The following is a 14,729-nucleotide window of genomic DNA, read 5'->3' as shown; positions in this document are numbered from 1 at the left end:
GCCAGAGCTGGGTTTCATTCGTTCGGGGAGAAGAGCGATGGACCAGGTGGCTGCCGGAACGGCCACCTGCGCGTGCTCAGGTGGCCGCGGTGGTAATGGAGGTAATCATTCGTGCACCCATTGCCTGCGGGAGAGCAGGCAGCATCATGCAGCCCATGGGGGCGGCGGCGGATGCGGTGGGGAGGTGGAGGCACGACATGAGCGGCGGAGTGTACAGGAGGCCCGATGGGCCCGGCGGTTGCGGGCAAAGGCGCTCGCGCCGGCAGCGACAGGCCCCCTCGAACGGTGCAAACTTGCGGCATGGACAAGCACTACCTGACGCCGCTCTTCGCACCCGCCTCCGCCGTGGTCTTCGTGGGCAATGCCGGTGCGGCCGGCGGCCAGACCGCCTCGGGCCATCTGCTGCGCGAGGCTTTCAGGGCCCAGCGTTTCGACGGCGTGCTGCGCTTTCTTGACGTTCACACCAAGGGCACGCTCGAAGAGCTGTCGCAGACCCACGCCGACCTGGCCCTCATCGCGCTGGCGCCACAGGATGTGGCGGCCGCCCTGGAGATCGCCGGGCGCATCGGCTGCAGCGCGGCAGTCGTCATCTCCAGCGGCATTGCGCCCGAGCAGGCGGCCCAGTGGCGCAAGATTGCGCGCCGCGAAGGCGTGCACCTGCTGGGGCCCAACTCGCTGGGTTTTCAGCGGCCGCTGCTGCACCTCAATGCCAGCGTCGCCGGGCCGCTGGCCAAGGCCGGGCCGCTGGCGCTGGTGTCGCAATCGGGCGCGCTCACCGCGTCGATGCTCGACTGGGCGCGGCAGAACGGCGTGGGGTTTTCCAGCGTGGTGTCGCTGGGCCCGCACACCTCGGTGGACATTCCCCAGGTGCTGGATTTCCTGGCCAACGACCAGGCCACCCACAGCATCATCGTGTACCTGGAAGGCATCTCCGACGCGCGCCGCTTCATGAGCGCGCTGCGTTCGGCCTCGCATGCCAAGCCGGTGGTGGTGCTCAAGGCCGGCCGCAAGCCCGCGGGCAACGCGGCCGCGCAAACGCACAGCGCGGCCATCGTGGGCAGCGACGACGTGTTCGACGCGGCCCTGCGCCGGGCCGGTGCAGTGCGGGTGCGCTCCTTCGTCGAGCTGTTCTCGGCCGCCAAGTGCCTGGCCTCGCGCTACCGCCCGGTGGGCAAGCGGCTCGCGGTGGTCACCAACGGCGGCGGCCCGGGCGTGCTGGCGGCCGACTGGATCAACGAGATCGGGCTGGATCTGGGCAAGCTCTCCGCGCCTTCGCAGAAGCTGCTGCAGCCGGCGCTCCCCCCGCTCGCGACCCTGGCCGACCTGATCGACCTGTCGGAAGACGCCACGCCCGCGCACTACCGCGCCGCCATCGACGCCGCCTCGGCCGACAGCCAGATCGACGGCGTGCTCGCGATCTTCTCGCCCAAGGCCGGCGCCGATGCCGCCACCACGGCGCGCGCCCTCTCGGACATTCCTCGCCCCATGAACAAGCCGCTGCTGGCCTGCTGGATGGGCGACTCGTCCGTCGGCAACGCGCGCGCCGTGCTGGCCGAGGCCACCATTCCCAGCTTTCGCACGCCGGAAGCGGCGGTCGGTGCCTTCGGCAATATCGCGGCCTTCTATCAGAACCAGCAACTGCTGCAGCAGACGCCGCCCCCGCTCTCGGCGCTTGCCAAGCCCGACATCGAAGGCGCGCGCCTGCTCATCGAAAGCGTGCTGGCCGAGCGGCGAAAAGTGCTGACCGAGATGGAGTCGAAGTCGCTCCTGTCGTGCTTTCACATTCCAATCACGCGCACCCTGCTCGCACGCAGCGCGAGCGAAGCCATGATGATCGCCACGCAGCTGGGGTTTCCGGTGGCGCTGAAGATCGACTCGCCCGACATCAGCCACAAGTCCGATGTGGAGGGCGTGGCGCTCAACGTGCTGAACGGCACCAACGCGCGCGACACCTATGTGGAAATGATGGAGCGCGTGGCCCGCCTCGCGCCCGAGGCGCGCATCAACGGCGTGACCGTGCAGAAGATGGTGCGCGCGCGGCGCGGCCGCGAGATTTACGTGGGCATGGTGACCGACCAGCCCTTCGGCCCCGTCATCGTCTTCGGCGCGGGCGGCACCATGATCGAGCTCATGAACGACCGCGCGATGGAGCTGCCGCCGCTCAACCAGTTCCTGGCGCGCCGCCTCATCGAGCGCTCGCGCGTGGCCGAGACGCTGGGCGAATGGCGCGGCGCGAACCCGGCGGACATGGAAGCGCTCGAAGACGTGCTGCTGCGCGTGTCGGAAATGGTGTGCGAGCTGCCCGAGCTGCGCGAGATGGACATCAACCCCATCATCGTGGACGAGTCGGGCGCGGTGTCGGTCGATGCGCGCATCGTGGTGGACAGCAGCCCGCAGGCGGTGGCGGGCCACGTGGGCAGCGGCTACCAGCACCTGGCCATCATGCCGTACCCCGCGCGCTACCGGCGCGAGTGGCCGCTGCCGGGCACGGGCGGCGGCATGTACACGGTGCGGCCCGTGCATCCGAACGATGCGCAGATGCTGCAGGCGCTGGTGCAGGGGCTGTCGCCCGAGAGCCGGTGGTTCCGCTTCGTCTCGCGCTTCCACGAGCTGCCGCCCTCGATGCTCTCGCGCTTCACCCTGATCGACTACGACCGCGAGATGGCGCTGGTGGCGGTGGTGCTGGAGCGCAGCAACGCGCCCGACGGCACGATCCTGGAAAGCGAGCGCATCGTGGGCGTGTCGCGCTACATCACCAACCCCGACCAGACCAGCTGCGAGTTCTCGCTGGTGGTGGCTGACGAGTTCAGCGGCAAGGGCATCGGCTCGCGGCTGATGGAAAGCATCATCGACGTGGCGCGCGATCGCGGCCTCTCGGAGATCGACGGCCTGGTGCTGGCCACCAACCCCGACATGCTCAAGCTGGTGCGGCGGCTGGGGTTCAGCGTGAAGACCTTTCCCGAGGACCCGGACTTCAAGCTGGTGACGTACATGCTCTGAGCTTCGGCTGCGCTGCCCGCGAGAATCGAGCACCCCCCGGCACTGGACGGCGGCGCTTCTGCCGCATCGATTCGGCTTTCACACGTTCTGCTTCATGACCCCCAACTTCCTGCACCTGGCGGGCCGCCTGCTTGCCACCCTCGCCCTGCTGCTGTCGTCCGCTTGGGCGGCCACGGCCCTCTGGTACCAGGTGCCGGGCCCGGCCGCCCTCAAGATCGCCGCCGCGGTGCTCTGGGCCTGCTTCGGCCTCGCGGCCATCGCGCTGCTTTGGCGCGGCAAGGCCGCCCGCCCTCTTCTTTCGTACATCGTCGGCTTCGCGCTGCTACTTTCGTGGTGGGGCACCATCCAGCCTTCGCAGAACCGGGTGTGGGCCGACGACGTGGCACAGCAGCTGGTCGCCAAGGTCGACGGCCGCATGGTCACGATGCAGAACGTGCGCAACTTCGACTGGCGCAGCGACACCGATCGCACCGTGCGCTGGGAAACCCGCCAGTACGACCTGGACCGCATCCGTTCGGTCGACGTGGCGCTCTCGCACTGGACCGGCCCGGCCATCGCGCACACGCTGGTGTCCTTCGGTTTCGACGACGGCCGGTTCCTCACCTTCTCCATCGAGATCCGCAAGGAGCGCGGCGAGAGCTTCTCGTCCATCGGCGGCTTCTTCAAGCAGTTCGAAACCAGCCTGGTGGCGGCCGACGAGCGCGACATCCTGCGCGTGCGCACCAACGTGCGGGGCGAAGACGTGTACATGTACCGCGTGCAGTTGCCGCAGGCCCAGATGCGCTCGCTGTTCCTCGCCTACCTGGGCGAGGCCGACGCGCTGGTGCGCGCGCCCAGCTTCTACAACACGCTCTTCGCCAACTGCACCACCATCGTCTATGAATTGGCCAAGCGTGTGGTGCCGGGCCTGCCGATGGACTACCGGCTGCTGGCCTCGGGCTACCTGCCCGACTACCTCTACGACGTGGGCGGCCTCGCACCCGGCTTCAGCCTGGAGGCGCTGCGCACCGGCGGACGCATCACCGACCGCGCGCAGGCCTTCGACAAGAACCCCGGCGCCGAAGACTTCTCGCAAGCCATCCGCCGCGGCATGCCCGGTGTCGCGCCATGATGCGTTCGCGTGCTCTGCGCGCTCTCCTGAAGTGGCTGCCGCTGCTGTGCGCCGCCTGGCTGGTGGCCGGCTGCGCAGGCGAGCGCGAGGCAGCCCCCGCGCGTTCCTGAGGCCGCGGGGTCTTGAAACGACTCAGGCACGCGCCGCGGCAACGACCTGCCGCGCCGCATCGGCCACGCTGGTGGCGGCCGTGTCGATGACCAGGCGCGGCGTGGTCCAGGGTTCGTAGTCGTGACCAGACACGGCGGCCCAATCGGGCAGCCGGTGCCCTTGAATGTCGGCCTCGCGTTGCTCGACGCGCCGACGGTGCTCCACCGCGTCCGAGCAGACGATCTCGACCTCCAGCACGCGCGACGACGTGACCGCCGCCACCGCGCGCCACGCCTCGCGCGTCACCGGCAAGGGGTTGACGCCATCGGCCACCACGGCGAGGCCCTGCGCAAGGTTGGAGCGCGCCAATGCATAGGCCACCTCGTAGCCCGCGGGGCCGACGTCGCCCGCAAGCAAATTGGCCGCGACCAGCGCCTGTTCGATCACGTCGATGCGCAGGTAAACGGCGGCCAGTCGCGCCGCCACCTCGCGCGCGACCGTGGTCTTGCCCGAGCCGGGCAACCCCGAAAAGACGATCAGCATGTCACCACGAGTGAGGCAGCAAGGCGAGGCTTGCTGCAGTTGCTGCTGCTGATGCTGCTGCGTGAAGCCGGCGCATCGCGCGGACCGGCACATGGCCGTGCGGGGCACGACGCGCCACCGCGCGCGGCGACGGCGTCGCAATGCGCCAGGCCGCGCCGGTCAGCGCCAGAACATGGCGGGCCTGTGCCGCCGGAGAAACAAAGGAAGTGCGCTGGGACATGGAAGTTTGAGGATGACTGCTTGGGCCATTGTGCGCAAGCGCCCTGCTTTTCCAAAGACGGATTGCGAGTTTCCTGATGCAGAAAATTCTTCCTGCTGCGGCGCGCACTGACTACGATGACCCCGACTCAACCAAGGAGCAGAGACATGTCCAGCCACGTCTACAAATCCCTCGAGCTCACCGGCTCGTCTCCCATCGGCATCGAGGACGCGGTGCAAACCGCCATCGCCAAGGCGCACGAGACGGTGCGCAACATCCAGTGGTTCAACGTCACCGAGACGCGCGGCCATGTGGTCGACGGCAAGGTGGCGCACTGGCAGGTGACTGTGAAGATCGGGTTCACGCTGGAGTAGGCGCGCAAGAAAATCTTGAAGGCAAGCTGCGGCACAAGGGAGGGCTCTGGCGGTCTTTGTGCTACGTGAGCCGGCGCTATTACGCTGAAAGAATTCGTGCGCTTGCCGCGCGGCGCTCACGCGAAATCGGTCGACGTTTTTTCTCGGCGATGGATGCCGCCTTGCACCGCGTGTCTGTCGATCTCCGCGAGTTCTTGGGTACTCAACGGCGCAGCGCGTGGACCATCCCGTCGGTCCAGATCTCTCGCATCTTCTCCAGCAGGTCCTTCGGGATTCGCTGGTCACCGGCCGCCAAGCCCAGCGCCTTGTGCATGCCTTCCGCGATTCGCGCGAGAACGAGTTCCGGCTTTGCGACGCCGCAGACCTTGCTGCCGAACAGCAGCAGCTCGTCGGTTGTCGGGTAGGCCTTCGTGTGGCCCTTGCCGGCGAAGAGCTTGAGCGCCATGGTGCGGTCCTCGAGCTCGGGCCCGCCTTCATAGCGCGTGTACCGGTAGAGCGCGGTCGTCACCACGTCGAACATCGGCGCGAGGCGGCAATCGGCGGTCGAGGTGTAGAGCAGCCCGTAGTTCTTGAGGTGGCCGTCGCCGTTGCGCACCATGATGCTGAACGCCACCTGCTCGAAGAAACGCGCGAGGTTCTCGCTGGGCAGTTGGAGGTACTGCATCAGCTCGGCGATGCGCTGGTAGCTGCCTTGGTACTTGCGGTCGGACTGGATGTCGCGCACTCGAAGGTTCATCAGCGCGGCGATGTCCTCGAAGCCGATGCGAGACCCGTCCGCCCCGATGTCGAACCGGTCGACCAGAAGCAGTTGCCCGTCGTCCGAGAGGTCGAAGGTGGGCGTCTCGATGCCGGCGTGGCCGGCGGCCGTGAGGCACATGAACTCGTTGGCTGCGAGGCCCGGATACGAAGCGGCGCCGGCCTTCACGATGATCGTGGGCACCGGCACGCTCACCCGGTCCGGCACCATGATCTTCGGCTGCATGCCGGCAATGCCGGCGCCCGTGCTCAGGTAGGCGCGCACCAGTTCGTCGAACACCTCGGGCGTGTAGCGGGTCGCGAGCAAGGTCTTGCGGTCGATGATCCGAGGCGCCGCAAGCGCCTCTGTCCCTGCCAGCCGGAAGCCCAGGCGCCCGATGCCGTTGGACCCCACCACCGCGAGCAGGTGCATCTGCGTGAGCTGCTGTTTGGGGAACATCGCTCGCAGGCGGAGGTACAGGTCGCCCTCGGGCAGGTTCTGATCCATCACGGCGAAGAGATCGCCGTCCTGGTAGGTCGGCCGGCTCGGCGGCATCAGCAACCCGACCGAGGGCTGCGTCAGGCGACCGTCCAGATACCGGAACTCGTAGACCGAGTGCTTGAGCAACTGGCCGGCCACATCGCCGGCGATCTCGACGTCGAGCTGCCTGATCTTTTCAGGAAGCATCGTCGTCCTCGTGTCCAAAACGCGCCGAGACTTCCTCCAGCGTCGGCATGCCCAGGCGCTCCAGGCGGATCGTGAGATCCATCGCGCGCAGGATGTCGAACAGCGAGGCGACGGTGATGTCTTCTCCTCGCTCCAGTCGATAGAGAACATTGCGCGCGCGGCCCGAGCGCGCGGCAATGTCGGTTGCCTTCAGGCGGCCGTCTTTTCGCGCACGCTGGATGGCTTGGCCGAGCTCGATGGGCAATCTGATTTTGTCCTTCATACGCCACATTTTGTGGTTTATTCCGGGAAATGTCCATTGAACAGGACATAAATGCCGAACTCAGGTGTTTAGCAGGGGCCCTCAGCGATCCCGGATGTCCGGCGGCGCATGCGTGGTCGTCAAGCGCAGGGCTCGTGTCCTGCGCACTTGCGCTGAACCACGTCACGGCTACTTCTGCACAGCCTCTTCATCCCCGACCGCCCGGGTCTCCAGCCCTTCCTTCGGCAACAGCAACGCCAGCGCCACCACCCCCAGGCTCACCACCAGCATCATCAGGAACGTCAGGTGCAGCGAGCTCCCCAGCGCCAGCCGGATGCCCGCATCTCCTGCCACCGAGCCATGCACACCCTGCAGCAGAAGCCGCAACTGATCGTCGGTGAACATCAGCGTGCCGTCCCCGCGCGTCAGCCCGAAGTTGAAGACCGCACCGAAGAAGGCCGCGCCCAATGCGCTGCCCAGGTTGCGCGAGAACACGTTCGAGGCGGTGGCGATGCCGCGCTGCGACAGCGCCACGCCCTCCTGGATCAGGATCAGCGACGCGAGGCTCATCACGCCCATGCCCAGGCCGATGACGAACGAGCCGACCGCGGGCAGCACCGGCGAGCTGCCGGCGCCGAGCAATGCGAAGGTCGAGGTGCCCACCGGAATCAGCGCCGCACCCACCACCACCATGCGCCACAACCCGATCCGGTGAAAGGTCCGTGAAGTGAGCGTCGCGCCGATGGGCCAGCCCAGCATCACCATCGTGAGCGTGAGCCCGGCCGTCACCGACGAGCGCTGCAACACCACTTGCACGTACATCGGCAGGAAGGTCGTGATGCCGATCAGCACCATGCCGGCCAGCATCGCCGCGCCGTTGACGGTCGCGATCATCCGCCCGCCCCAGAGCTTGAGCGACACCATCGGGTCGGGCGCGCGCCGCTCCTGCGCGATGAACAGCACGAGCGTGACCACGAACAGCGCGCTCCAGGCCAGCGCGACACCGGTGTTGCCCACGCCGAACTCGGTCAGCGCGATCATCAACGCCGCGATGCCGACGGTGAAGAGCACCGCGCCCAGCATGTCGATGGACGAGCGGCGCACCGTGGGCGCCTCGTGCAAAAAGAACCAGAAGCCCGCCGCCGCGGCCAGGCCGATGGGCACGTTGACCCAGAAGATCCAGGCCCACGACAGCTTCTGCACGATGAGCGCGCCGATCATCGGCCCCACCACCGCGGACACGGCCCACACGCTCGCCAGGTAGCCCTGCACCTTGCCGCGCTCGCGCACCGGATAGAGGTCGCCCACGATGGTGAGCGCCACCGGCTGTATCGCCCCCGCACCGATGCCCTGGATGAGACGGAAGCAGATCATGGCCGGCATCGACCACGAAAAGCCCGCGAGCACCGAGCCGATGACGAAGATCGCGATGCCCACGTACATGACCGGCTTGCGCCCATACAGGTCGGAGAGCTTGCCGAACACCACCGTCATCGCGGTCTGTGCAAGCAGGAACGAAGCGAAGACCCAGCTGTAGAGATGCAGCCCGCCGAGCTCGGAGGCGATCTGCGGCATGACGGTGGAGACGATGGTGGCTTCGATGGCGACCATGGCCATGGAAGCCATGATCGACGCAATGACCAGGGGGCGGTTTGTAGTTTTGGTGCTGGCGCTCATGGGGTTCTTCGCGGGGTCGGGCAGGCTGCGCCGGACAGGGTGTCCGGTGAGCGCCGAGGTGGTGTGAGGCCGCGAGCCAGTGATGCTATCGGGCCGTGCGAATCCGTGCTCGCACAGGTCCTCCGCTGTCTTGTTCAGATGCTCGCGCGGCCTTGCGATATCGCTTTGCCGCCATCCTCGCGACAAGGCACGGAATGGCAGGAGGTGACGGAAAAAGCGCTTCCGCTTTTTCCGTCACATGCGGGGCCGCTCAGGCGGCCTGCATCGACGCCGCCGCCTGCGCGTCGTTGCCCGCCTCGCTGAGCCAGCGCTGCTTGTCGCGCAGCGGCGGCGCACCGAACATGCGGCCGTACTCGCGCGCGAATTGCGAGGGGCTTTCGTAGCCCACGCTGTGCGCCGCGCTCGCCACATCGATGCCCGTCACCAGCATCTGGCGGCGCGCCTCCTGCAGGCGCAGCTGCTTCTGGTACTGCAGCGGGCTCATCGCGGTCACGGCCTTGAAGTGGTGGTGGAACGACGACACGCTCATGTGCACCGCGCGCGCCATGTCTTCCACCCTGAGCGACTGCGCATAGTTCACGCGCAGCGCGCTGATGGCCTTGGCGATGCGCTGGGTGTGGCTGTCCTGCAGCGCGATCTGGCGCAGGCGCGCGCCCTCGCCGTTCACCAGCAGGCGGTACATGATCTCGCGCTTGATGAGCGGCGCCATGATCGGTATGTCTTCCGCCGTCTCGACCAGCCGCAGCAATCGCAGCACCGGCTCCAGCACCGGCATGGCGATGCGGTTGACATACATGCCGCGGGAAGCCGGCGCGTTGGCCTTGGCGGGCAGCTTCTCGTCGCCGATGAGCTCGCCGATCTCGTCGAGCGCCAGCTCCAGCCGCAGGCCCAGGTAAGGCTCGTTGTCGCTCGTCAGGCGCACCTGGCCGCACACCGGCAGGTCGACCGAGGTCACCAGGTAGTGCATGGGGTCGTACACATAGATGTCGTCGCCCATGATGATCCGCTTGGAGCCCTGCGCGATCAGCCCGAGCGCCGGGGTGGCGAAGGCGTGCTTGGGCTTGTCGGGCTTGCTGATGCAAAACACCTGCAAGCCGGCCACCGGCGTTTCCACCGTGCCGTCGCGCCCGCCGGTGATGCGGTTGATCAGCGCCACCAGTTCCTTCCTGGCTTCGTCGAGTTCGGGCTCCAGCGGCATCGGCTGGGCCAGGGCTCCAGCGATTTCGGCTGCGATTTCGGGTGTTTCGTCGGACATGTAGAGGGCCTTGTCGCGGTTGGGAGCACGGTGGCGCGCACCGTGGAGGATCGGGTGGTTTGCAGCTTAGCGCCGCGCCTGCGACTCTGCACGTGTCCGGAGCGAGGTCTGGAGAAATGGGCAAGGACTTTGCAGGAACGCGCTCGCCGCGTCCGCCACAGCGGGCGGATACTTTTTGCCGACGCCCGCTCCCCGCCTCTCCAACGCAAAGGACCTTGACATGCAGTACCGCAAATTCGGCCGCACCGGCCTCCTGGTTTCAGAACTCTGCCTCGGCACGATGACCTTCGGCGGCTCCTCGGGCATCTGGGGCCAGATCGGCGACCTGGGCCAAAGCGAGGCCGAAGGCCTGGTCGGCCGCGCCATCGATGCCGGCATCAACTTCATCGACACCGCCGACGTGTACGCCGAAGGCCAGTCCGAAATCATCACCGGCCAGGCGCTCAAGAACCTCAAGATTCCGCGCGACAGCGTGGTGGTGGCCACCAAGGTGCTCGGCGAAACCGGCAGCAAGGGCCCGAACTCTTCAGGCGCCTCGCGCTTTCACATCATGGACGGCGTCAAGGCGAGCCTTGCGCGCCTGCAACTGGACCACATCGACCTCTACCAGATCCACGGCTTCGACCCGCTCACGCCCATCGAGGAAACGGTGCACGCGCTGGACAACCTCGTGCGGCAGGGCCATGTGCGTTACGTGGGCGTGTCGAACTGGGCGGCCTGGCAGATCGCCAAGGCGCTGGGCATCGCCGAGCGCGACCGGCTCGCGCGCTTCGAGTCGCTGCAGGCCTACTACACCATCGCCGGGCGCGACCTGGAGCGCGAACTGGTGCCCATGCTGCGCAGCGAAAACGTGGGCCTGATGGTCTGGAGCCCGCTGGCCGGCGGCTTGCTGAGCGGCAAGTTCGACCGCCACACCGAAGCGGCGCAAGGCACGCGCCGCGCCACCTTCGACTTTCCGCCGGTGAACCGCGACCGCGCCTACGACTGCATCGACGCGATGCGCGTGCTGGCGGAAGCGCGCAAGGTGTCGGTCGCGCAGATCGCGCTGGCCTGGCTGCTGCACCAGCCGGTGGTGACCAGCGTGATCGTCGGTGCCAAGCGCGCCGAGCAGCTGGACGACAACATCGCGGCGACGGCCATCAAGTTGTCGGCCGACGAGTTGGCGACGCTCGACAAGGTGAGCGCGCTGCCGGCCGAGTACCCCGGCTGGATGCTGCAGCGCCAGCGCGCGAACCGAGACAAGCACGTCGCCTGAGGGGTTTCACGCGTTGACGGGTTCAGGCCGGCGCCAGCGCGGCTGAACGGCGCGCGGCGTGGGCCGCCGTCGCGCGCAGGGCGCGCAGGTCGAGGTGCCGCGCCGCGCTTGCTGCATCGGCTTGCGCCAGGTGCGGCACCACCCCGAGCAAGGGCGCACCGAGGCGGCTGCGCAGCGTCTGCAGGTTGGCCTCGGGCGCCAGCATCCGCGGCTCGATCACGCTTGCGACCCAGCCCGCCAGCACCAGGCCGCGCGCGCGAACGGCTTCCGCGGTGAGCAATGCATGGTTGAGGCACCCGAGCCGCAGCCCCACCACCAGGATCACCGGCAGGCCGAGCGCCACGGCCAGATCGGCGCTGTCGAGGTCGTCTCCGAAGGGCACGCAGAAGCCGCCCACGCCTTCGACCACCACCGCATCGGCATGCGCCGACAGCGCGTCAAAAGCCGAGAGCAAGGGCGGCAGCGCGATGCGCACGCCCTCTTCCCTGGCCGCCAGGTGCGGCGACATCGGCGCGCGCAGCAGGTACGGGCAGCGCAGCGCGAGCGGCGCATCGACATTGCCGGCTTCCAGCAAGCGCTCCACGTCGTCGTTGCGCCATGCGCCGTCGACTTGCTCCAGCCCCGCGGCCACCGGCTTCATGCCGACCGCGCGCAGACCCGATGCGGCCAGGAGGCTCAGCATGGCGCTGCTGACCAGCGTCTTGCCCACGCCGGTGTCCGTGCCTGTCACGAACCAGCGGCGCTGCGTCATGCCGCCTCCTTCCAGGGCTCGGCCAATGCACTGCCGAGCGCGTCGATCAACCGCTGCACATCGGCTTCGGTGTGGCTGGCCGAGAGCGTGATGCGCAGCCGCGCCGTGCCGGCCGGCACGGTCGGCGGACGGATCGCGCCGATGCGCAAGCCGCGGGCATCGAGCTGCGCCATCGTCCGCATGGCATGCGCGTTGTCGCCGACGATCAGCGGCTGGATCGCCGTGGGCGAATCGGGCAGCCATGCGCTGCCGTCGTCCGGGAGGATGGCTTCGAGTCCCCGGCGCAGCTGGGCGATGCGCGCGTTCAGTTGCGCACGGCGCGCGGCGCCCTCCTCGCCCTCGATCAGCGCCAGGCTCGCCAGCAGCGCATGCGCAATGGCCGGCGGCGCGGCGGTGGTGAAGATGTACGGGCGCGCGCGCTGCACGAGGTAGTCGATGACGGTGCGGTGCGCCGCTACGAAGGCACCCGACACGCCGGCCGCCTTGCCCAGCGTGCCGATGAGCACCAGCCGCTCCGAGCGCAGGGCCAGGGCCTGCAGCACGCCGCGCCCGGTGTCGCCCAGCACGCCGAAGCCGTGGGCGTCGTCCAGCACCAGCCAGGCGTCGTGTCGCTCGGCCAGCGCGAGCAGTTCGGCCACCGGTGCGATGTGGCCGTCCATGCTGAAGACCGCATCGCTCACGATCAGCTTGACTGGTGCATCGCAGGCGGCCAGTTGTGCATCCAGCGCTGCCACGTCGCAATGCGGATAGCGCTCGACCCGCGCCTTGGCCAGCCGTGCGCCGTCGATCAGCGACGCATGGTTGAGCGACTCCGAAAAGATCACCGCTTGGGCGCCGCCCAGGGCCGACAGCACCGCCAGGTTGGCCATGTAGCCGGTGCAGAAGAACAGGCTGCGCGCCTCGGGAATGAAGGGGGCCATCCACCCGGCCAGCAGCTCTTCGAGTTCGGCATGCGCGCGCGAGTGGCCGAGGATCAGGTGCGACCCGCCGCTGCCCGTGCCATAGCGCGCCGCGCCTTCGGCCAGCGCGGCCGCGAGCGCCGGGTGCGCGGCAAGGCCCAGGTAGTCGTTGCTGCTGAAGCCGAGCATGGTGCGCGGTGCCGATGTGCCGGCCAGCGTGAGCGACTGCTCGGGTGCGCAGGCGGTTTCGGCGATCTGCCGGCGGCGGCGCAGCGCCTGAGCATCGAGCGCGGTGATCTCGTCCTGCAGGCGTTCAAGCAAGCGCAACATGTCCGCCTCCTTCTTTCTCTTCTTCCGCGCGATCGGCGGTGGCAACCGCTCGCAGCGTGGCCAGCGTGCCGTCGACCAGCATGTCGATCTCGTCGTCGTCGATGACGTACGGCGGCATCAGGTAGACCGTCGCGCCGATGGGGCGCATCAGCAGCCCGTTGGCGCGCGCCGCCAGATGAAAGCGCTCGGCAAAGCGAGGGCCGGGCTCGCGCACGTCGAAGGCGGTGATCATTCCGCGTTGGCGCAGGTGAACGACGGGTTGGCCGTCGAGCCCTTCCAAGCCTTCGCGCAGCCTTTGCAGCAGGCGTGCCGCGCGATCGCGGTTGCGCCGCAATGCGTCTTCCCTCTCGAACAGGTCCAACGTCGCGAGCGCCGCGCGGCAGGCCAGCGCATTGCCGGTGTAGGAATGCGAATGCAGGAAGCTGCGCGCCACGTCGTCGTCCACGAAGCCCTGGTAGATCGCATCGCGCGTCATCACCAGCGCGAGCGGCAGGTAGCCGCCGCTGATGCCCTTCGACAGGCACAGGAAGTCGGGCCAGATGCCGGCCTGCTCGCAGGCGAAGAAGCTGCCCGTGCGCCCGCAACCCACCGCGATTTCGTCGGCGATGAGGTGCACGCCGTAACGGTCGCACAGTGCGCGCACGCGGCGCAGGTATTCGGGGTCGTGCATCGCCATGCCGCTGGCGCACTGCACCAGCGGCTCGACGATCACGGCGGCGATGGACGCATGTTGCGCGGCCAGCAATGCTTCGAGCTCGCCGGCGGCGCGCAGCGCAACGTCGAGCGCGTCCTCGTGCGGCAACGCCGAGCGCGCATCCGGTGAAGCCACCCAGTGCGCATTGCCGAGCAGTGGCGCATAAGCATCGCGAAACACGGGCACGTCGGTCACATGCAGCGCGCCCAGCGTCTCGCCGTGGTAGCCCTGCCGCAGCGCGACGAAGTTCTTCTTGCCGCCATGGCCCGCATTGCGCCACGCATGAAAGCTCATCTTCAACGCGATCTCCACGGCCGAGGCGCCGTCGGAGGCATAAAAGCAATGGCCCAGCGCATGCCCGGTGAGCGCGGCCAGGCGCTCGGCCAGTTCCACCGCGGGCGCGTGCGTGCAGCCGGCCAGCATCACGTGCGCGAGCGTGTCGAGCTGGTCTTTCAGCGCCGCGTTGATGGCCGGGTGCGCATGGCCGAAGAGGTTGACCCACCACGAGCTGGTGGCATCGAGATAGCGGCGGCCGTCAGCGTCGAAGAGCCACACACCCTCGCCACGCGCAATCGGCAACGGCGGCACCGCTTCAAGCCGGATGCTCTGCGTGCACGGGTGCCATACATGGCGCCGACTGCGCTGCTGCCAGTCGGTGTTTTTCGACTGTGCGAGCGTCGAGGGAGAAACAATCGTTGGCGGCATCCGCGCGTTCCTTTGAGGGGCAAGGCGCGGGATCGTATCGACGCGAATTCGTTGCGGCAAACCGCAGATGCGGGTGCGGAATGACCTGCACTTGCGCGACGTTGGCCGGCATAGACAACCCGTTCAGGCCAAGCCCGCGCAACGCAACGCCTTCTCGCCCTCGGGGCGCCAAGGCGCGGAAT

General features: G+C 68.1%; 12 protein-coding genes. 4 read left to right on the top strand and 8 right to left on the bottom strand.

What is annotated here, in order from left to right:
- The first annotated feature begins 300 nt into the window (after window positions 1-300).
- Both ABIC90_RS18170 and ABIC90_RS18165 read left to right on the top strand, forming a co-directional pair.
- A complete protein-coding gene (locus ABIC90_RS18170) occupies window positions 301-3,000 on the top strand; it encodes a bifunctional acetate--CoA ligase family protein/GNAT family N-acetyltransferase (RefSeq protein WP_354356390.1) in 2,700 nt (899 codons plus the stop codon).
- 94 nt (window positions 3,001-3,094) lie between these two features.
- Window positions 3,095-4,111, top strand: a complete 1,017-nt coding sequence (locus tag ABIC90_RS18165) for an Lnb N-terminal periplasmic domain-containing protein (RefSeq protein WP_354356388.1) — start codon at window positions 3,095-3,097, stop codon at window positions 4,109-4,111.
- Between the two features lie 132 nt (window positions 4,112-4,243).
- On the opposite strand, the gene ABIC90_RS18160 is transcribed toward ABIC90_RS18165, so the two are convergent.
- Complete coding sequence (locus ABIC90_RS18160) at window positions 4,244-4,744, bottom strand: AAA family ATPase (protein WP_354356386.1); 501 nt, start codon at window positions 4,742-4,744, stop codon at window positions 4,244-4,246.
- A gap of 366 nt (window positions 4,745-5,110) precedes the next feature.
- Between ABIC90_RS18160 and ABIC90_RS18155 the strand changes: the two genes are divergently transcribed.
- Window positions 5,111-5,317 carry a dodecin gene (locus tag ABIC90_RS18155; protein ID WP_354356384.1) on the top strand — a complete coding sequence of 69 codons (207 nt, stop codon included), beginning with the start codon at window positions 5,111-5,113 and terminating at the stop codon, window positions 5,315-5,317.
- 202 nt (window positions 5,318-5,519) lie between these two features.
- Here the strand turns inward: ABIC90_RS18155 and ABIC90_RS18150 are convergent, their stop codons facing one another.
- The 4 genes from ABIC90_RS18150 to ABIC90_RS18135 all read right to left on the bottom strand — a co-directional run bounded on the left by ABIC90_RS18150 (window position 5,520) and on the right by ABIC90_RS18135 (window position 9,913).
- Window positions 5,520-6,740, bottom strand: a complete 1,221-nt coding sequence (locus tag ABIC90_RS18150; RefSeq protein ID WP_354356382.1) for a type II toxin-antitoxin system HipA family toxin — start codon at window positions 6,738-6,740, stop codon at window positions 5,520-5,522.
- Complete coding sequence (locus ABIC90_RS18145) at window positions 6,730-7,002, bottom strand: helix-turn-helix transcriptional regulator (RefSeq protein WP_354356380.1); 273 nt, start codon at window positions 7,000-7,002, stop codon at window positions 6,730-6,732. The genes ABIC90_RS18150 and ABIC90_RS18145 overlap by 11 nt, the downstream gene beginning before the upstream one ends.
- Before the next feature lie 168 nt (window positions 7,003-7,170).
- On the bottom strand, window positions 7,171-8,658 hold the full coding sequence (locus tag ABIC90_RS18140; protein ID WP_354356378.1) for an MFS transporter: 1,488 nt from the start codon (window positions 8,656-8,658) through the stop codon (window positions 7,171-7,173).
- Window positions 8,659-8,908: 250 nt separating this feature from the next.
- Window positions 8,909-9,913, bottom strand: a complete 1,005-nt coding sequence (locus tag ABIC90_RS18135) for an AraC family transcriptional regulator (RefSeq protein ID WP_354356376.1) — start codon at window positions 9,911-9,913, stop codon at window positions 8,909-8,911.
- Between the two features lie 220 nt (window positions 9,914-10,133).
- On the opposite strand from ABIC90_RS18135, the gene ABIC90_RS18130 reads away from it, so the two are divergent.
- Window positions 10,134-11,168 carry an aldo/keto reductase gene (locus tag ABIC90_RS18130; RefSeq protein WP_354356374.1) on the top strand — a complete coding sequence of 345 codons (1,035 nt, stop codon included), beginning with the start codon at window positions 10,134-10,136 and terminating at the stop codon, window positions 11,166-11,168.
- Window positions 11,169-11,190: 22 nt separating this feature from the next.
- Here the strand turns inward: ABIC90_RS18130 and bioD are convergent, their stop codons facing one another.
- From bioD to bioA, 3 genes are read right to left on the bottom strand one after another with little or no spacing between them, the layout of a single operon-like run.
- Entirely contained in the window at window positions 11,191-11,919 is a 729-nt protein-coding gene (bioD, locus tag ABIC90_RS18125; protein ID WP_354356372.1) for a dethiobiotin synthase, read from the bottom strand.
- Window positions 11,916-13,148: an 8-amino-7-oxononanoate synthase gene (gene bioF / locus ABIC90_RS18120; protein ID WP_354356370.1), complete on the bottom strand. Its 1,233-nt coding sequence runs from the start codon at window positions 13,146-13,148 to the stop codon at window positions 11,916-11,918. Before bioF ends, bioD begins: the two co-directional genes overlap by 4 nt.
- Complete coding sequence (gene bioA, locus ABIC90_RS18115) at window positions 13,132-14,547, bottom strand: adenosylmethionine--8-amino-7-oxononanoate transaminase (RefSeq protein ID WP_354356368.1); 1,416 nt, start codon at window positions 14,545-14,547, stop codon at window positions 13,132-13,134. The genes bioF and bioA overlap by 17 nt, the downstream gene beginning before the upstream one ends.
- Window positions 14,548-14,729: the final 182 nt, after the last annotated feature.

This window comes from Variovorax boronicumulans, assembly GCF_040544675.1.
GTDB lineage: Bacteria > Pseudomonadota > Gammaproteobacteria > Burkholderiales > Burkholderiaceae_C > Variovorax > Variovorax boronicumulans_D.
The sequence above is the reverse complement of the archived record's forward strand: the minus strand, read 5'-3'. Positions and strand labels throughout refer to the sequence as shown.